At 48.8% G+C, this 17,113-nt stretch carries 20 protein-coding genes; 19 read left to right on the forward strand and 1 reads right to left on the reverse strand.

What is annotated here, in order from left to right:
* Positions 1–53 precede the first annotated feature (53 nt).
* A complete protein-coding gene (gene flgA / locus ACN0TT_RS16345; protein WP_417763211.1) occupies positions 54–722 on the reverse strand; it encodes a flagellar basal body P-ring formation chaperone FlgA in 669 nt (222 codons plus the stop codon).
* A 179-nt stretch (positions 723–901) separates the two neighbouring features.
* On the opposite strand from flgA, the gene flgB reads away from it, so the two are divergent.
* From flgB to fliA, 19 genes are all read left to right on the forward strand, one after another.
* Complete coding sequence (gene flgB / locus ACN0TT_RS16350) at positions 902–1,267, forward strand: flagellar basal body rod protein FlgB (protein ID WP_417763212.1); 366 nt, start codon at positions 902–904, stop codon at positions 1,265–1,267.
* A gap of 2 nt (positions 1,268–1,269) precedes the next feature.
* A complete protein-coding gene (gene flgC, locus ACN0TT_RS16355; RefSeq protein ID WP_417763213.1) occupies positions 1,270–1,701 on the forward strand; it encodes a flagellar basal body rod protein FlgC in 432 nt (143 codons plus the stop codon).
* A 9-nt stretch (positions 1,702–1,710) separates the two neighbouring features.
* Entirely contained in the window at positions 1,711–2,370 is a 660-nt protein-coding gene (locus ACN0TT_RS16360) for a flagellar hook assembly protein FlgD (RefSeq protein WP_417763214.1), read from the forward strand.
* Between the two features lie 20 nt (positions 2,371–2,390).
* Positions 2,391–3,746, forward strand: coding sequence for a flagellar hook protein FlgE (locus tag ACN0TT_RS16365; RefSeq protein WP_417763215.1), 1,356 nt, complete (start codon positions 2,391–2,393; stop codon positions 3,744–3,746).
* 13 nt (positions 3,747–3,759) lie between these two features.
* A complete protein-coding gene (locus ACN0TT_RS16370) occupies positions 3,760–4,491 on the forward strand; it encodes a flagellar basal body rod protein FlgF (protein WP_417763216.1) in 732 nt (243 codons plus the stop codon).
* A gap of 18 nt (positions 4,492–4,509) precedes the next feature.
* Positions 4,510–5,298 (forward strand): flagellar basal-body rod protein FlgG, encoded by a 789-nt coding sequence (gene flgG / locus ACN0TT_RS16375; protein ID WP_417763217.1) that lies wholly within the window; start codon positions 4,510–4,512, stop codon positions 5,296–5,298.
* 5 nt (positions 5,299–5,303) lie between these two features.
* The gene (locus ACN0TT_RS16380) at positions 5,304–5,975 is read left to right on the forward strand and encodes a flagellar basal body L-ring protein FlgH (RefSeq protein WP_417763218.1); all 672 of its coding nucleotides are present in this window, start codon (positions 5,304–5,306) and stop codon (positions 5,973–5,975) included.
* Between the two features lie 9 nt (positions 5,976–5,984).
* Positions 5,985–7,094, forward strand: coding sequence for a flagellar basal body P-ring protein FlgI (locus ACN0TT_RS16385; protein ID WP_417763219.1), 1,110 nt, complete (start codon positions 5,985–5,987; stop codon positions 7,092–7,094).
* Positions 7,095–7,106: 12 nt separating this feature from the next.
* Entirely contained in the window at positions 7,107–7,541 is a 435-nt protein-coding gene (locus tag ACN0TT_RS16390) for a rod-binding protein (protein ID WP_417763220.1), read from the forward strand.
* A 2-nt stretch (positions 7,542–7,543) separates the two neighbouring features.
* Complete coding sequence (gene flgK / locus ACN0TT_RS16395; protein ID WP_417763221.1) at positions 7,544–8,878, forward strand: flagellar hook-associated protein FlgK; 1,335 nt, start codon at positions 7,544–7,546, stop codon at positions 8,876–8,878.
* Positions 8,879–8,887: 9 nt separating this feature from the next.
* On the forward strand, positions 8,888–9,787 hold the full coding sequence (gene flgL / locus ACN0TT_RS16400) for a flagellar hook-associated protein FlgL (protein WP_417763222.1): 900 nt from the start codon (positions 8,888–8,890) through the stop codon (positions 9,785–9,787).
* A gap of 24 nt (positions 9,788–9,811) precedes the next feature.
* Positions 9,812–10,846, forward strand: a complete 1,035-nt coding sequence (locus tag ACN0TT_RS16405; RefSeq protein WP_417763223.1) for a hypothetical protein — start codon at positions 9,812–9,814, stop codon at positions 10,844–10,846.
* Positions 10,847–11,265: 419 nt separating this feature from the next.
* Entirely contained in the window at positions 11,266–12,147 is an 882-nt protein-coding gene (locus ACN0TT_RS16410; RefSeq protein ID WP_417763224.1) for a flagellin, read from the forward strand.
* A gap of 123 nt (positions 12,148–12,270) precedes the next feature.
* Entirely contained in the window at positions 12,271–13,572 is a 1,302-nt protein-coding gene (gene fliD / locus ACN0TT_RS16415) for a flagellar filament capping protein FliD (RefSeq protein ID WP_417763225.1), read from the forward strand.
* A 31-nt stretch (positions 13,573–13,603) separates the two neighbouring features.
* On the forward strand, positions 13,604–13,987 hold the full coding sequence (fliS, locus tag ACN0TT_RS16420; RefSeq protein WP_417763226.1) for a flagellar export chaperone FliS: 384 nt from the start codon (positions 13,604–13,606) through the stop codon (positions 13,985–13,987).
* 257 nt (positions 13,988–14,244) lie between these two features.
* Positions 14,245–14,565: a hypothetical protein gene (locus ACN0TT_RS16425; protein ID WP_417763227.1), complete on the forward strand. Its 321-nt coding sequence runs from the start codon at positions 14,245–14,247 to the stop codon at positions 14,563–14,565.
* The gene (locus ACN0TT_RS16430; RefSeq protein WP_417763228.1) at positions 14,565–15,905 is read left to right on the forward strand and encodes a flagellar hook-length control protein FliK; all 1,341 of its coding nucleotides are present in this window, start codon (positions 14,565–14,567) and stop codon (positions 15,903–15,905) included. The genes ACN0TT_RS16425 and ACN0TT_RS16430 overlap by 1 nt, the downstream gene beginning before the upstream one ends.
* 29 nt (positions 15,906–15,934) lie before the next feature.
* Positions 15,935–16,384 (forward strand): flagellar basal body-associated FliL family protein, encoded by a 450-nt coding sequence (locus ACN0TT_RS16435; protein ID WP_417763229.1) that lies wholly within the window; start codon positions 15,935–15,937, stop codon positions 16,382–16,384.
* Positions 16,385–16,396: 12 nt separating this feature from the next.
* A complete protein-coding gene (gene fliA / locus ACN0TT_RS16440; RefSeq protein ID WP_417763230.1) occupies positions 16,397–17,110 on the forward strand; it encodes an RNA polymerase sigma factor FliA in 714 nt (237 codons plus the stop codon).
* Positions 17,111–17,113 lie beyond the last annotated feature (3 nt).

A 17,113-nucleotide genomic window follows, 5' to 3' on the forward strand; every position in this document is an offset into this window, starting at 1 on the left:
GAACTAAACCCTGACTAATTATGCTAGGCGACCACTTGCCGCGAAAACTTTAATTATTGGCCAATAAAATCGACCATCACCTGACCATCGCCTAACACTATACCTTCAAGCACTTTATTTGAGCTGTTGTTTCTTACTTTTACGCGCTCATTTAACTTGCCATCTTCCAACGCAGTACCGCGGGTTGATGCGCTAAAACCATCAATTTTAACCACTAATGTGACCATATCACCGCGCTGTACCAGTTCTGGTGATTCTAGCTGAAAAGACAGTATCGATTGCCCAGCAGCGATACGTCGACGTACTCGCTTATTGAGTACGTCAGCCTGATGAAATAGGGCCGCGTCATTGAGCTTGGCTAAATCAAAAGTGGCTAACTTGATATCTGCTAAACCAATCTGCGTGTCACGTTCCAATGTTTTAGCGGCAACCACCACAGATGTCCACACATGTACTTCCGCAATCGCACGGCTAGTCCACGGACTTGGTTGCAAACATTCAATGCGGTAGCCGACACGGCCTATTGGTGGGTGATCCGCATTAGGTCGAGAAAACTGCCAGCTATCGCACGGCTGTTCCTGCGTGGCATCAGCAATGCGTAAATCAATTTTTTGTTTGCTGGCCTTAAAACTTTGGCGTTGTTGGTAGTTGCTGAGTTCCTGTTCAACATGCTGTTTGAGTGCGGCGCTGATGCCATTGTCGGCATCAGCGGGTGGCACCACAAGCAATAGCGGAAGTAACAGCTTAAAACGCTTCCGCTGCGGAAGTAACGCTTCCCTTATCGCGCTAAAGTTTATCTCAGTAATAGTCATAGCTATGATATTAAAGGCTTTTATTTGTTGGCATAAATTTTGTTTACCACTGTTCAATATTCATACCTGTTATTCAAAAGGGCACTGACGTGGGACCATTTGATAAAGCCTTTGGTGTACATCCTTATTCAATGGCATTGCGGTTAGATCGTGCGGAAATTATCGCTAGCAATCTAGCGAATGTCGATACTCCAGGATTTAAAGCACGTGATTTGGATTACCGGAGCGTAATGCAAGATGTGCAATCGAGCATGAACCACAACGAAGGTGCTGTGGTAACAGAGGAACATCCGCTGATGTATCGCGTGCCGTTTCAACCGTCTGCTGATGGCAACAGTGTTGAGCTGAACGTAGAGCAAGCCAAGTTTGCTCAAAACAACATGGATTTTCAGACCAGCATGACGTTCATGAACATGAAAATTAACGGCATCTACTCAGCGATTAAAGGTAAATAACCATGTCTTTTAACAATATCTATGACATCAGTGGCAGCGCGATGAATGCGCAGGTGATGCGGTTGGATACCATCGCATCAAATCTAGCCAACGCTGATACCGTGGCTGGTAGTGAACAAGAAGCTTACCGCGCGTTAAAGCCAGTGTTTTCTGCCATGTATCAACAGGCATCAGCTGATACCGACAACGGTAATAACTTGTCCGCCAGTGTCAAAATGATGGGCATTGTGCAATCAGACCGTGCGGTTGAGCAGCGTTACGAGCCCAATAATCCCATCGCGAATGCCGATGGTTATGTGTTTTATTCCAACGTTAACTCGCTGGAAGAGATGGCCGACATGATGTCTGCATCACGCAGTTATCAGACCTCAGTTGAGATTTTGGGCAAGGTCAACAGTATGCAACAAAGCATTCTGCGCTTGGGCCAATCATAAGGAGTTGTCATGGTTGACAGCGTTTCACAAGGCAGCACAGCAACTAACTTTGCGACTGCGAATGGTATTGCCACTAACGGTGAAGATCTCTCCAACATGTTTTTGGAGTTGCTGGTGGCACAGATTAGCCACCAAAACCCGTTAGATCCCTCTGACGGCACTGAATACGTGACTCAGTTGGCGCAGTTTAGCAGCTTAGAATCGCTGCAAGGTATTCGCGACAACACGGCGGCGAATCAAAACTCGCTGGACGTAATGAAAGTGCTTGAAACCACTCAGCTGGTCGGGCGTGAAGTGAGTGTGCCGGCCAACAATGTGGTGCTGGAGCATGACGGTGATATCAGCGGTACGGTCAACCTAGCAGCTCCCGCTGAGTCAGTGACCGCACAGCTTTATGATGCGGATGGCGACTTAGTGGCGGAACAACAACTGCCTTATAGCGGCGTTGGCACGCTGAACTTCAAATTTACTGATCAGGATGCTGGTCAGTACAGCGTGCGAGTTCAGGCGACGCAGTCTAGTGGCTTGTCTACTGGCTTAACCGCTTGGTTGAACGGCACCGTTGAGCGAGTGTCTGTCGGTAGCAGTAGCGATGATATTTTGTTGCAAGTTAACGGGCTAGGTAACTTTAATCTTACTGATATCAATCAGTTGGTCACTCAGTCATAACAGTATAGGGAATCGAGAGTATGTCTATTTTTCAAATCGGCTTGAGTGGGTTGCAAAGCACTCAATCGGCACTGGAAGTGACCAGTAACAACATCGCCAACTCGGCTACCTCAGGTTATAAAGCCGGTAGTACTGAATTTGCTGCAGTTTACAATGGCGGTCAGCGTGGTGGTGTTAAAGTTTCTGATATCAAAGAAGATTTTGCCACGTCAGGCGATTTAGTTCGCACCGATAACGCCCTCGATTTAGCCATCGTTGGTAACGGCTTTTTTGTTATGAACAACGGTGGTCAAGAGTCTTACACCCAAGCGGGGCAATTTGGTCTCAACAATGACCTTGAAATTGTCAACGCGGCGGGCGCCAACCTACGTGGTTATGGCGTTGATGCCAATGGTAATATTGTACCTGGGGTAATGACTGACTTGCGTATCGAAGGGCAGAATATTGCAGCAAAAGCTACTGAAGACATCGATTTTGCGGCTAACTTTAGTTCGGCGAGTGATGTGATCCCCTATCCCACAGCACCAGAGAACTTTGATCCCACCGACGGTTCATCATATAACTTTTCTCAGTCTACCGAGGTATTTGACTCGTTAGGTAACAGCCATGTGTTGACCCAGTACTTTAACCACACTGGCAGCAACGAATGGCAAACCATGTATTTCGTTGATGGCCAGCCGCTGACTGCGGGTGTCACTGCCCCAGCAGGCGCGACTGTTGGCACTCAAACTGTGAATGTCGAAGGGGTGGATTACGCTGCGGCGGTGGTCACAATGAGCTTTGATACCGATGGTCAAATGGGACCGCTGGGCACTCCAACGATTCCGGCTGGCGGCGTTGCCGATGACAACGTTACCGACCCATATGATCAACGCAAAGTGGGATTGACCATTGCGCCATTGGATAGCGATGGTAACCCAAGTGGTGCTGGTGATATTCAGTTGACCTTAGATATGACCCGCAGCACGCAATATGGCTCAGGTTTCTCTATGTACACCAACGATGCTGACGGTTATACCTCTGGTGAATATACCGGTGTCACTGTGGATGATGACGGCAACCTGTTCGCAACCTTCTCCAACGGTGAAAGCAAATTGCAAGGCCAATTAGTAATGGCTACCTTTGCTAACGTCAACGGGCTTGAGCAAGTGAATGACACCATGTGGGTGAGCACCGCAACCTCAGGTACCCCGCTGTATGCTACAGCTGCATCGGACACCGTCGGGCAGTTGCTGTCTGGTCAGTACATGAACTCGAACGTCGACATCAGCGAGCAATTGGTTGACCTGATCTCCTTCCAACAGAACTATCAAGCCAACGCCAAAACCATCAGCACCGCGGATGAGATGATGCAAGTGCTGTTCAACGCAGTATAAGGATTAGCAGGTTATGGAACGTTTAATCTATACCGCGGTATCCGGCGCCGAACTGAATAACAAGGCGTTGCAAGTTGTAGCGAACAACTTAGCCAACGTCAGCACCAGCGGTTTTCGCGCAGACCTAGAGCAAGCCCAATCGATGTTGGTGTCTGGTGATGGTTTCCGTACCCGCTACCAAGCGCAGTTGATGCCAGTGACCACCAGTTTGGCTGCTGGCCCAATGATGGAAACTGGCCGCAAGCTCGATATCGCCATGAGCGATAACGGCTATTTGGCGGTGGAAGATGCCAACGGTGAAGAGGCTTATACCCGCGCGGGTAATCTGATGGTCGACGGCCAAGGCCGCCTCACCGTGAACGGTATGCAGGTGATCGGTAACGAAGGCCCAATCCAGTTACAGCAATATGGTGATATCGATATTAGCCCTGACGGCACTATCAACTTAACACCTGTGGGTGGTGGCTTAATTGCGCAAGATGCTCAGCTGAAATTGGTCAGTACCGATAACAACTTCGTTAAAGGTCAGGATGGTTTACTACGTGCCACTGATGGTCAGCCTCTCAATGCCGATCCGGCGGTAAAAGTGACCACTGGCAAGTTGGAAGGCTCCAACGTTAACGCGGTGGCGGAGATGGTGAGAACCATGAACATCAGTCGCCAGTTTGAAATGAATATCAAGATGATGAAGATGGCCGATGAACTGGCCGAATCTGGAGACCGTTTGGTCCGTGGTCAGTCATAAGGTAAGGAATAGTAGTCGATGAGTAGCTCAGCATTATGGGTCAGTAAGACCGGGTTGGAAGCGCAAGATTTGCGTATGACCACCATCTCCAACAACTTAGCGAACGTTAGCACGGTAGGCTTTAAAAAAGACCGCGCCATGTTCCAAGATCTGTTCTATCAAGTACAGCGCCAACCCGGTACCCAAGCCGATGAGCTGAACCAAGTGCCATCAGGGTTGCAAATGGGCACTGGTGTACGGGTCAATGGTACGCAAAAGCAGTTTACTGAAGGTTCATTTGAAACTACGGACAATCCATTAGATGTTGCGATTGCTGGACAAGGTTTCTTCCAAATCGAAAGTCCAGATGGCGACATTCTTTACAGCCGTAATGGTCAATTCCAGCTCAATGCGGAATCGATGTTAGTCAACAGTGACGGTTTACCGTTGGCGCAAAATATTGCCGTGCCAGACAACACCACTAAAGTCACTATCGGTAAAGATGGTACTGTGACTGCGGTCGTTGCGGGTAACGCAAACCCACAAAACATCGGCCAAATTCAAACAGTCAACTTTACCAACCCAGCGGGCTTAGAAGCCTTGGGGGGTAACTTATATGGTGAAACGGCTGCCTCAGGAGCACCGATTGAAGGTATTCCTGGTCAAGATGCGCTGGGTGAATTACAGCAATTTACCGTTGAAGGGTCTAACGTCAGTGTGGTTGATGAAATGGTTGACATGATCGCGGTACAGCGCGCATACGAAATGAACGCCAAAGTGGTTTCAGCAGCGGATGAGATGCTGCGCTTTGTTAACCAAAATATGTGATCAACATGAGCGCTTATAAGCTAACAGGGTGGTTGCTACTGTCGCTATTGGCCGGCTGTAGCAGCACGCCAGCACCGGATAGTGCGGCACAGAGCAGCACCGATGATGATATCTATGCGGCATCTCAGCGAGTTGCAGCGCCGCAAGACGGCGGCCTGTACAGCGATTCCTACATGTTCACCTTGTTCGCTGATAAGCGTGCCTACACCGTTGGCGATGTGCTGACCGTGTTATTAGCTGAACGTACAATGTCGAGTAAGAGCGCTGATAGCAGCTCTGGTAAAGACAGCAGTTGGGACGTTGGTGTGCCGTTAGTGGGTACGCTTAACACCAACGATTTGGCGATTCAAACCAATTCATCTACCGCATTTAACGGTCAAAGTTCAGCGAACCAACAGAACTCGCTAACGGGCTATATCTCGGTGCGCGTGATTGATGTGTTGCCTAACGGCTCGTTGCGCGTCAAAGGCCGTAAGCAGATCCGCTTGAATCAAGGTGATGAGTATCTTGAGTTGGAAGGCATTGTCCGTCCGGAAGATATCGATGTATCAAACCAGATCTCATCACAACGTATTGCTGACGCCAAAATCAGCTACGAAGGCAGTGGCGATTTGGCCGATGCTCAAGAACCTGGTTGGTTAACTAAATTGTTTACTCGCTACCTCAATCCGTTCTAAGGCTGAGTTATGTTTTCAAAAATCTTGATGGTAATGGCATTAGCCGTAGGCATGATTGCGCCGCTGGCGCAGGCGAGTAGCCGTGCCTTGTTGGACTTAGTCGACGTGCAGGGAACCCGCGAAAACCAATTAGTGGGTTATGGGCTAGTAGTGGGTTTGGCTGGCACTGGCGATAAATCACAGATTAAGTTTGCCGGACAGTCGCTGAACAACATGCTGAAGCAGTTTGGCGTGAAGATGGATGAAGGCGACTTGCCGCGTACTAAAAACGTCGCGGCAGTTAGCGTACAAGCCACCTTGCCTGCCAACGCTAGCCCAGGCCAAACCATTGATGTCACCATCAGTTCATTGGGTGATGCCAAGAGCTTGCTAGGTGGCAGTTTAGTGTTAACACCATTGCGCGGTGTTGACGGTAAGGTGTATGCCCTTGCACAAGGTAACTTAGTGGTGGGTGGGGTTAACGCTTCAGGTAGTACTGGCTCGTCAGTCACCGTTAATGTACCTACAGCTGGGACGATCCCCAATGGTGCCACGGTGGAGCGTGAAATTTTGTCGCGTACCGCCCAAGCGGGACAAGTGGTGTTAAATCTCAAATCACCTAACTACAAAACAGCCCGTAACGTCGTTAATGCCATCAACAAGATATTTGGTGCTGGCGTAGCCAACGCCGAAAGCTGGAGCAAGCTCGTAGTCAGCGCACCACGCGATCCTAATGACTTCAATACCTTTATGTCGATGCTGCAAGATGTGCAAGTAGAGCAGGGCAGTCAACGTCCAAAAGTCATCTTTAACAGCCGTTCTGGCACGGTGGTGATTAACGAATTAGTGCGGGTACACAAAGCTGCCGTCACCCACGGCAGCTTAACGATTACTGTGACTGAACGCCAAGGTGTGAGCCAACCAGGCCCATTCTCTAACGGCACAACCATGCCAGTAAACGACAGTGATGTGAGCGTAGATCAGCAGCGCAATAATATGATGGTGTTTCCTGATGGCACGTCATTGGAAACCATAGTGCAAGCGATTAATAGCTTAGGCGCTACGCCATCTGAGTTGATGTCAATTTTGATTGCGCTTGATAAAGCCGGCTCGTTAGAAGCCGACCTGATCGTGATATAAGGAATTTGCGTCATGGCAAATGAAGTCTCGCCAGCCCTCACGCGTATGCTGGCGATTGATCCTAAACAAGTTGAACAGATCTACGGTAACTTGAGTGAGGCTGACGGTCTTAAGCAAGCGTCCGAACAGTTTGAAGCGATGTTTCTGCAACTGGTACTGAAAAACATGAACAGTGCCACAGAAGCGGTGAGCGGTGATGACGGCATGTTCGGTAGCCGCGAACAGCGCATGTATCAAGACATCTACAATACGCAGATTTCACAGTATATGGCCTCCTCCGGTCAGGTGGGATTAGCCGAGCAGATGTACCAACAGCTCAGCGGGCATTTGCATCATCTTGAAAATAAATTAAAGGATTCGCAACAAACGGTCGCCTTACCTATAGAAGGAGCCGCTTTTTCCCAGCCATTAATGGCCAGCGGTGTCGATTTTCCTGAAGAGAGGTAGTTATGCCGGGTATGTTGTCTAATGCGCTTTCGGGCTTAAACGCTGCTAATGTAGCGTTAACCGTTAGCGGAAATAACGTCGCAAACTCTGCTACGGTGGGGTATAGCCGCCAAGCAGCGCAGTTTGCTACCTCCGGCAATCTAAACGGGGTAGTGGTCAATAACGTTGACCGCGTAGTCAATGGTTTCTATAACCAAGATATCTGGCGTACGCAATCGGATGCTTCTTTCTACAACAGCAAACAGAGTTACCTCGGTTACGCTGAGGAGCTGTTGGGCACAGATTCACTCAATTTCAACGATGCTATCAGCACCATTGCTGATGCCTTAAGTTCCGCGTTGACTGCACCGGAATCGCCAGCTTATCGTCAAGAGGTATTGTCTTCTGCGGCTTCGCTGGTGAACAAGATGGCGCAAATTAACGGCGCAATTAGCGACCAGCGCGACCAACTAGGTTTACAGCTGGGCGAGACCGCCAGCAGCGTCGATACCACGCTGCAAAAACTGGCGGATTACAACGAGAAAATTCGCACTGCGACGGCCAATGGCGATGCCACTGCGGCGTTAAAAGATAGCCGCGAACAGTTAGTGACATCACTGGCTTCCTATGTGGGGATTTCGGTCAGCGAACAACGCGACGGTTCAATCAATATTTCCACCAACAATGGGTCGCCACTGCTGGTAGGAAGCCAAGCGGCGAAGATGACGGTTGACCGTACCGATGTTTCTATCACTTTTGGACGTCAGCAATTTGGTCTGACGTCTAATGTCGGCGGTTCACTCGGTGGCTTAATTGGGGCAGATACCGATGTATTAACCCCAACCGTAGATGCCATGAGCAGTATTCTCAGCCAACTAGCAGATGATGTGAATAGCGCGTTATCACAAGGTTTTGACCTAAATGGCGACGCTGGTATTCCACTGTTCACCTATGATGCGGCCGATCCGCTGGGCACCTTCGCCGTGAATCCCGCAATCACCACTGACAAACTGGCGTTTATCGGCGGTGAATATGACGCTGGTGGTAACTGGGTCGCAGCTGGCGGTGTGGGTGATAACAGCAATATTCAAAGTGTGGTCGATTCATTCAAATCGCAATCTAACAACTATTCCTTGTTAGTCGGAAGATTAGCGTCGCAAAGTTCAGAAAACCAAAGTAACGTGGCGACAACGCAGGCGTTGAACGATAACGCCGTGGCTGCACGCGATAATCTCTCGGGGGTAAACCTTGATGAGGAAGCGTCTAACATTCTGTATTACCAGCAGATGTATCAGGCCAATGCGAAGGTGATCTCCATCGCCGATGAAACTTTCCAAACGTTGTTGAACATGTTTTAAGGAGTGAACATGAGAGTCAGTTCGCATCTATATCACCAAAATATTATTCGGAACATCAACAACGGTACCCAAGCGTATAACGATTATTCGGTACAGTTAGCGACTAATAAGCGTATTCAAAAGCCGTCGGACGACCCATTGGGTTCGGTGATGTTGCTCACCTTGAACAGCCAACTCAGTACGTTGGACCAATATCAGTCCAACATGGACCAAGTGGAGTACTCCTTAGGGCAGCAAGAAACGCAGCTCAATAGTGCGGTCAATATTCTTTATAACTTGGTGGATCTCACCACCACCGCCGCCGATGCGTCGATGGGCGATGACGAGATCAGTGCCTTGGCTAAGCAGATGAGTGTGTTATTCCCAGCAGTGGTTGATTTACTTAATGCCAAAGACGGTGATGGCCGCTACTTTTTCTCTGGTAGCCAAACCGATGTGATGCCATTCCAGCAAGATGCTGCTGGTCAGTATCAATACATGGGTGATAGTAATATCCGTGAAGTTGCTGTTTCGGAAGACTCGAAAGTGATCAGTAATGTCACTGGTGATGCTATTGATCCTAACGCCAACTTCCTCAATCAAATGAATGATTATTTGAACCTGCTGACCAGCACGCCAGGTGATGCCACTGTGGGGGATCAATCGCGGGCGATGATTGACGGCATTAATGGTTTTCTGCAGTCATTGACTAATCAGTTGACCCAAGTAGGTTCAACACGCGCTTCGTTAGAAGATATTCAAAACGGTAACCAAGATATTGGTGTTTATACCCAAGGGCTGAAAGACGATATCAGTCAAGTGGATTATGCCGAAACCTACATTAAGTTGAACGAAACGGTCACTTCATATGAATCGACCTTGAAAGTGTATAATCGTGTCAGTGAAATTTCACTGTTTTCGCTTATCTAGCTAGTAATGGAATAGTGCGACATCATGCAGATAGATACCGCTCCTGCGGTTACCGAATCCCAACGACAAGCGGAAGGCCGTGTGGCCACGGCTGCACCGTCAGCCGCCTCTCCTGTGGTTGCACGTGACAGCGCTGGCGCCAGCGTTCGAGTAACTAAACAGGCCAGCTCCACACAACATGCGGTGTTGTCACGCTGGGTATCGTTAGCATCTATTGCTAAGTCTATGAGCCAAAGCGAGCATTCCACCCGCACATTGCAGCAGTTATCGCGCCAGCTAAAGTCGCTTGAAACGCAAATTCATCAAACAAGCAATAGTTCAGATGTGGGGAAAAAGGTTAATCAACTGGTTACGGCGATGAAGCGTCAGCTGCAGCAAGGTGGGGTGGATAACCATTTTCAGAGTCAAGAGCTGCAAGCCCCGAGTAGACTGACCAAAGCGTTAACCAACAAAGTCGATCTGTTGTCACCTAAGCCGATGGATGAAACCGTCAGTATCGTGATGGGACGCAGTGGTAAGGCGGTGTCACTGAACTTACCAGCGGGCGCTAGCCGCAATGACAACCTGCAAACAGTGAGCAAGGCGTTTGCCGGACAGAATATTGATGTCAGTGTTTCTGGCCGTAGCGAGCTGCTATTTCATGCCGATGGACAGAGTCGTGCGGCGTTAAAAGAGCCGTGGCTGATGATGGGCACCGGCGTGCGGGTGGCGGCGGGTAATCCCGTGGCTATCTCATTAAACGATGAACCGCACGCACTAGACGATCTGCAACAATTGTCACAGCAAACCGATGCGCGCTACGAAGCCTACTCACAAGAGATTGCGAAGTTGCAGCGTAATATCAAATCGGCGTTGCAAGGCATTGAGAGCCGTCGCCAGCAAATTTTAATGCGCTTACAACAAGTACAACGGCCACCATTGAGTGAAGAACACCTGACCGAGATTAATGGTGAAGTACAGCAACTGATGCAACAACCGAATCACCATGCGGTGCCGATTTTGATTGCTCAAGCCAATATTACCCGTAACCTCGTGTCTTTCAGTTTGGCATCCCATTAGCCAAGCTTACTTAGTGTTAAATCGCTGAGTAACCCGACCCACAGCGCTCTGTTGAGCGCTATTTTTTTATCTGTTTTCTCTGGCGTTGCAGCATACTCGCTTGCTGGGGCTTGGCGATTCAATCGGTTGCCACTGCTGCTATGGTGCAGTCAGGTATTGTTGTTACCAAGTGGCAGTGAACACGCGAGAGCTAGGCAGAAGGGTGATGTTTTACACAGCAAAAAAGTGAGCTGTTTGGGGCAGTGAAAAGCTGGTGTTTACACAAAATAGCAATTCTAATGATTAACTAAAAATTGCTTTAATTCATGCAGTTATGTTTTTATCTGAAATTAATGGGACTTTTTCGAAAAATAAATTTTAGTTTTGCAAAAATAGCGCCGCTTATAGATGGGGTACATCGAATTCAAAGGAGATAAACGATGGCCTTATCTATCATGAACAACTCTTCATCACTGTCTATCCAGAACCAGCTGAACCGTACTAACGGTGCACTGGGTACCGCGCTGGAACGTCTGGGCAGTGGTCTGCGTATTAACTCAGCTAAAGATGACGCCGCCGGTCTGCAGATCGCTAACCGTCTGACTGCTCAGTCTACTGGTCAGAAAGCTGCACTGTATAACTCCAACAGCGCGATGACTATGATGCAAACTGCTGATAGCGCGTTTGATGAAATGACTAACATCGCTGACCGTATGAAAGAGCTGGCTACGCAAGCAGCTAACGGAACCAACAGCTCTGCTGAATACACTGCAATGAACAGCGAATATCAAGATCTTGGGGCTGAATTGCAGAGCATTATTGCCAATACATCATACGGTTCAGGCACTTCATTGTTGGACACAACCAACGGCAAATTTGGTTCAGGTTCTATCACTTTCCAAGTCGGCGCATCAACCAGCGAAACTCTGGATGTGGATGTTTCTACTGAAATTGGTACTATCAACACAGCTATCGGTACCGGTGGTACATATGCTGGTACAGCGCTTGCTTGGGACACTGACAGTGCAACAACCCAAGGAAATGCCCAAGACGCAATGGATGAAATTGATACTTTAATCAGTAACATCGGTTCAGCTCGTTCATCTCTGGGTGCTAGCATGAACCGTCTGGATCACACCATCAACAACGTCACCAACATGAAAGAAGCGACTGATTCAGCGGCTTCTAACCTGATGGACGCTGACTATGCTGAAGAAACTTCAGCAATGACTAAACAGCAATTGTTGATGAACTCTGGTGTATCTGTATTGAGCGTATCAAACAGCACTAACCAGATGATCGCATCTCTGCTGCAAGGTTAATCACCTAGCAACAGTTAAGTATCCGTTTTTATTGATACTTCTAAGGGGTGGCCTGGCGCCACCCTTTATGTTTTAGCCTTTAGTTAACATTTTATTGAGTCTCGTCAAATCAGGAGCACAGCGATGGCCACAAGCACTTCATCACTTAGTATGGATCCGGCCTATATGGCTGAACAGTACACTCAGTTAGATAGAGCAGCTAAAGACCAGTTGCTGACTCAACAATACAATAGTGCTAACGCTGAACTGAAAGCATTTACGGCGTTAAGAACGAGTCTGACTGATTTTGCCGACTCATTAAAAGACCTATTGGGTGGTGATAGTGTGCTGGTGCACTCTGCTACCGCATCCAACGAAGATGTTGCCACGGTTACCGCTGATAGTACGGCCGCTTCTGGTACTTATGAATTACACGTCGATAAGCTGGCGCAAGCACACCAAATCGCGTTGAGCTTCGGTAGCAATACGACGTTGCCAACCAGTGGTGATTTAGGTATTAGTGTCGGCGGTAGCGAATTTGTGGTGGATCTGTCATCGCTCGGTGCGAGTGCAGCTTTATCTGATGTGGCACGACTGGTGAACAACAGCGCCGATAATACCGGTGTAACCGCCAGTGTGATGCGCAGTGGTGGCGGCGATTATTTGGTATTTACCAGCAATGAAACCGGTGCTGCAAACAACGTTAGCTTGAGTTATAGCAGTGATGGCAGCGCCGCAGGTGATACGTTTGCCAACGCCATCACTAATCAGCAAGAACTGACGGCGGCGCAAGATGCGTCAGTGCGTTTAGGTTCGAGTTCCTCGATTACGCTGACCTCAAGCACTAACTCGCTTGAAGGCATTATTGATGGGGTAACCATCGATCTTAAACAAGCGCAAACCAGCGACGATAGTCCGCTACGGATTACCGTGGGTGAAGATACTGGCAAGACTGCTGAAAACCTTAATAAAATAGTCAAGCAATACAATGACCTGATGGACGGCTTAGTTGATGATGATATTGGCAATGACAGCATGGCGCGTAATATCAAAAGCTTAATGCGCAGCAGTTTCCAAGGGGTGTTTGAAGGTAGCACTTTGTATTCTATCGGTATCGAATTTAACCGCGACGGTAAGATGGAACTCGATACTTCCAAACTGGAAGACGCGTTAGAGACTAACTCTAGCCAAGTATCAGCCATGCTCACCGGTGAAAATGGGGTACTGGCTAAACTTAATGACTCCCTGTCACCTTACAGCGACAGATTCGGTTTCCTCAAAACCAAAGTGGATACGTTGACCAATCAGCTCTCCAAGGTTGAGAAAAAACAGCAAGATTTTGATACGAGAATGCAAAACGTGTACACCCGCTATTTGAACCAGTTTACGCAAATGCAGATTACTATTTCCCAGCTGCAATCCAGTATGTCATCATTTTCCGAATAATTAATGTCGTACTCCACCCAGAGGTAATTATATGTTTGATACGGGGTATTCTGCTTACCAAAACACCGCAGTTGAAGGTAAGGCTGCCGGCGCTGACGTTCAGCAACTGGTATTGATGCTGTTTGATGGATTCTTAGAAGAGTTAGAACGTACAGTGGGTCATATCAATGGCCGTCGTTTTGAGCGTAAAGCCAATAGCGTGGAAAAAATGCTGCGTATCCTTGGTGGGCTTGAAGCATCGCTTGATTTAGACAAAGGTGGTGAGTTAGCCGCCAATATGGCCCGTTTGTACGATCACTGCGGCCAGCAAGTACTGCAAGCGAGTTTACGTAATACCATAGAACCGTTGGACAATGTCCGCACCGTGATGACCAACCTGCAACAAGGTTGGAAGGGCATTGGTTCACAAGCTTAAGGTTGATACCTTCCCTAAAGGGCCACCATGCTGGTGGCCCTTTTTGATCTTAGCGGAATCACCCATTTGCCACTTCCTATGGATGCGGAAGTCAATCTTCCGCTATAGATCGTGAGTTGGTTTATACTCCTTATTAAACAGTTAGTTATCCTGTGGCATGTTTTTTGTATCGTTTTGTATCAGTTGAGATATAACAAGTTATCGTCACCAATCAATATCGCGCTTAGCGCAACATTGATTTGGACAATGTGAGTGGCATGAGTAGCGAAGATAATCAGCAGCTAGTGTTTACCCGTGAAGTGCAGGGATTTATTCGGGCGATGCAACAAGCCGCCGCGAGTCAGCAGTGGCACCAACTGCGTAGCCTAGACACCGAACTATTAGGTTTGTTGCAACGGTTAGAGTCTGCGCCATTTCGCGCTTTAGCACCAAGGTTGAAGCCGTTGTTGCTGGGACATTACCAAAAGCTGCTTAGCCAACTTGAAGTGGAACAAGCACAAGTCAAACAAAAAATGGATCAGCATTTACGCGATCAAGAGGGAATAAAGGCGTACCAAACGTCTTTGGATGGCAATTAATGACAATGAATGTGCTTAACACCATAAATTTAACCAACGTTAGCAGCGGTGCTGGCGGCAGTAATGCCAAAGTGAGTCGTAGTGGCGACGCGCTAGCTAGCGATACCCGCGCATTTCCGGCGGTGGGTGAACAGTTGCCACCATCGCCTGACGGTGAGGAGCAAGCGTTAGTGACGCAAGCGCAAACCGATAGTGATGTGAATGCGGATACCGATGAGTTAACTAAGGATAACGACCAAAGCGATAATAGTAGTGATAGCTTACCGAGCAGTTGGCTGTCATCGCTGTTTATTTTGCCAACCGCTGTTGTTCCTACAGCAGCCGATAGCGCTTATTCGAGCGTTGGTGACATGACCAACGCGGATCGTGACATGACCAACGCGGATTTAACCGCACAGTTACAGCCATTGGTCAGCAGCCCTGTAGTGGATGAAACGTTTGAAACTAGCCCAGTCACGGCCTCCGTGAGCACCGAGCCTGCGGTGGCTACTGGCACATCTACTACTGCTGTAACCAACGGCATCAGCCCAGATGCAACGTTAGCCAGCAATACGCCAATGCCAGCGCCAGTTGCACCTACGGTACGCGCAGATAGTCACACTGTGCAGACTAAAACCTCGTCAGCGAATTTAGCAAACCCAATCAATAGCTTGCTGCAAGGCGATACCACTCTGCAAACGTTGACCAGTAATATCGCGACCACCGTTGCTGTCGAATCTACCGTGAATACGCCATCTGCCAGCAATGGCCTGTCAGCAAATATGTTGGCGCTCTCCATGGCGGTACAGCAACAACTGAAAAGCACGTCCACTAATGACACTCAGCTTTCCGGTGGCCGTATTGAAACGCCAGCAGCCAACGTGAGTGCTGCACAGCTCACGCCGTCTTTAGAAACGCATGGCAGCGCCAATGTTCAGCGCCAACCGATAGCGAGCGACGCAGCGATTGGCCAGCAATTGCTCAACGTGCTCAAAGACCGTGTGCAGATGCAGTTAGATACTCAGCAACAAGTTGCGCAAATTCGCCTTGACCCACCGCGTCTGGGCAGTATCGACGTGCGCATTAGCGTCGAAGGCGACCGTACCATTGTGCATCTCAACGCCAGTCAAGCGACGGTCAGAGATGCCATGGCAACCACCGCCGAACAGTTGCGTACCACCTTGATGAACAAATTGGGCAGCGATGTCACGGTATTCACCAACAGTGATCCGCAGGGTCAGTCATCGCAGCCACAACCGCAGTACATAGCGGAACAGATAGACAGCAATTCACTGGTGCTTGACGACGAGCCGTTAACACAAGCTCATCAACAGCAAGGTTGGATTAATCGTCTCGCATAAGGCATAAGGGATTGTTTTAGGAGAAGTACATGAAAGTAGTCATCGCCATCATTCTTGCATTAGTTCTGGCAGGCGCTGGGGTTGCAGGTGGTATCTATTACGCCAACCAGAAAGGCGCTAGCGCCAGCGAGCAAGCTGAAGCCGCTAAAGTACCGGCTAAACCTATGCTGTTTTTCCCGATGCAACGTTTTGTGGTCAGTGTGAGCGACGCCAACTATTCGCGTTATCTGGTGCTGGAGTTATCGCTAGCCACCAAAAATCAACCATTTCTTGATCTGCTGAAACAGCAAGCGCCGGTATTGCGTAACGTGCTGGTAAAACACTTCGCCAACATTACGCACGAACAAGCTAAACAAGCTTTTGAAAATGTGGCCGATGTGCAGCAGCAGCTGTTGACTCAATTTAATGAAGCGTTGCAAGCGCAGGAAATTGACAGCCAACTGGAACAGGTGCTCGTCACCAATGTTTACCTGCAGTAAGGCGCCATAACCATGTTGGCGCAGCACGAATGGAAAGCCGCTGGTGAGCAGTTAGAAAACCAGCCAGTGGCCGGTGAGAACGAAGCGCTAAATCGCTACGCCCACCTTGTTCGGCGTGTTGTCGCCCATATGCGTTCGCAGATTGGCGTTGTCGCTGATCGCGATGATTTGCAACAGATAGGCATGATGGCGCTGTTAAAAACCATTCGCCGCTATGGTCGTACTCTGGATGAGCAGTTTGAAGCCTATGCCTTCAAATCGATTCGTGGCGCTATGTTAGATGAGTTTCGTCGCTTGGATTGGCGGCCGCGCCAATCGCGCAAAGAGGCGCATGACTTTCGCGATGCGGTACGTGAATTGCGCCGCAAGCTCGGCCGTGAACCGCGTGACAGTGAAATCTGCATTGCGCTCAAAATTAGCGAGCGGCAGTTACTGAACATGCGCTATCTCGAGCAAGCGGAAGTGGTTGAAAGTTTTGAAGTGTTGCTAGAGCAGCAAACCCATTTTGCTGATAGCAACGAAGATATTGAGCAGTTGGAAGTGCGCCAACTGATGAAAAAGACCTTGGCATTGTTGCCGGAGCGGCATCGCATCTTGCTGCAACTGTATTACACCCATGAGCTCAACATGAAAGAGATTGCGCTGACGTTAGGACTAACGGAATCGCGCGTGTGTCAGCTGCATAAACAATCATTGCAGTTATTGACTGAAAAATTAAAAGGCTAGAGG

The organism is Shewanella sp. (genome assembly GCF_048265805.1).
Taxonomy (GTDB): domain Bacteria; phylum Pseudomonadota; class Gammaproteobacteria; order Enterobacterales; family Shewanellaceae; genus Shewanella.

What these genes read in the sequence shown, in the direction of transcription:
- ACN0TT_RS16360 (WP_417763214.1), top strand. Translation starts at nt 1,711, where the DNA reads ATGGTTGACAGCGTTTCACAAGGCAGCACAGCAACTAACTTTGCGACT.
- fliD (WP_417763225.1), top strand. Translation starts at nt 12,271, where the DNA reads ATGGCCACAAGCACTTCATCACTTAGTATGGATCCGGCCTATATGGCT.
- fliS (WP_417763226.1), top strand. Translation starts at nt 13,604, where the DNA reads ATGTTTGATACGGGGTATTCTGCTTACCAAAACACCGCAGTTGAAGGT.
- fliA (WP_417763230.1), top strand. Translation starts at nt 16,397, where the DNA reads ATGTTGGCGCAGCACGAATGGAAAGCCGCTGGTGAGCAGTTAGAAAAC.
- flgG (WP_417763217.1), top strand. Translation starts at nt 4,510, where the DNA reads ATGAGTAGCTCAGCATTATGGGTCAGTAAGACCGGGTTGGAAGCGCAA.
- ACN0TT_RS16425 (WP_417763227.1), top strand. Translation starts at nt 14,245, where the DNA reads ATGAGTAGCGAAGATAATCAGCAGCTAGTGTTTACCCGTGAAGTGCAG.
- ACN0TT_RS16435 (WP_417763229.1), top strand. Translation starts at nt 15,935, where the DNA reads ATGAAAGTAGTCATCGCCATCATTCTTGCATTAGTTCTGGCAGGCGCT.
- ACN0TT_RS16385 (WP_417763219.1), top strand. Translation starts at nt 5,985, where the DNA reads ATGTTTTCAAAAATCTTGATGGTAATGGCATTAGCCGTAGGCATGATT.
- flgL (WP_417763222.1), top strand. Translation starts at nt 8,888, where the DNA reads ATGAGAGTCAGTTCGCATCTATATCACCAAAATATTATTCGGAACATC.
- ACN0TT_RS16430 (WP_417763228.1), top strand. Translation starts at nt 14,565, where the DNA reads ATGACAATGAATGTGCTTAACACCATAAATTTAACCAACGTTAGCAGC.
- ACN0TT_RS16370 (WP_417763216.1), top strand. Translation starts at nt 3,760, where the DNA reads ATGGAACGTTTAATCTATACCGCGGTATCCGGCGCCGAACTGAATAAC.
- ACN0TT_RS16405 (WP_417763223.1), top strand. Translation starts at nt 9,812, where the DNA reads ATGCAGATAGATACCGCTCCTGCGGTTACCGAATCCCAACGACAAGCG.
- ACN0TT_RS16380 (WP_417763218.1), top strand. Translation starts at nt 5,304, where the DNA reads ATGAGCGCTTATAAGCTAACAGGGTGGTTGCTACTGTCGCTATTGGCC.
- flgC (WP_417763213.1), top strand. Translation starts at nt 1,270, where the DNA reads ATGTCTTTTAACAATATCTATGACATCAGTGGCAGCGCGATGAATGCG.
- flgK (WP_417763221.1), top strand. Translation starts at nt 7,544, where the DNA reads ATGCCGGGTATGTTGTCTAATGCGCTTTCGGGCTTAAACGCTGCTAAT.
- ACN0TT_RS16410 (WP_417763224.1), top strand. Translation starts at nt 11,266, where the DNA reads ATGGCCTTATCTATCATGAACAACTCTTCATCACTGTCTATCCAGAAC.
- ACN0TT_RS16390 (WP_417763220.1), top strand. Translation starts at nt 7,107, where the DNA reads ATGGCAAATGAAGTCTCGCCAGCCCTCACGCGTATGCTGGCGATTGAT.
- ACN0TT_RS16365 (WP_417763215.1), top strand. Translation starts at nt 2,391, where the DNA reads ATGTCTATTTTTCAAATCGGCTTGAGTGGGTTGCAAAGCACTCAATCG.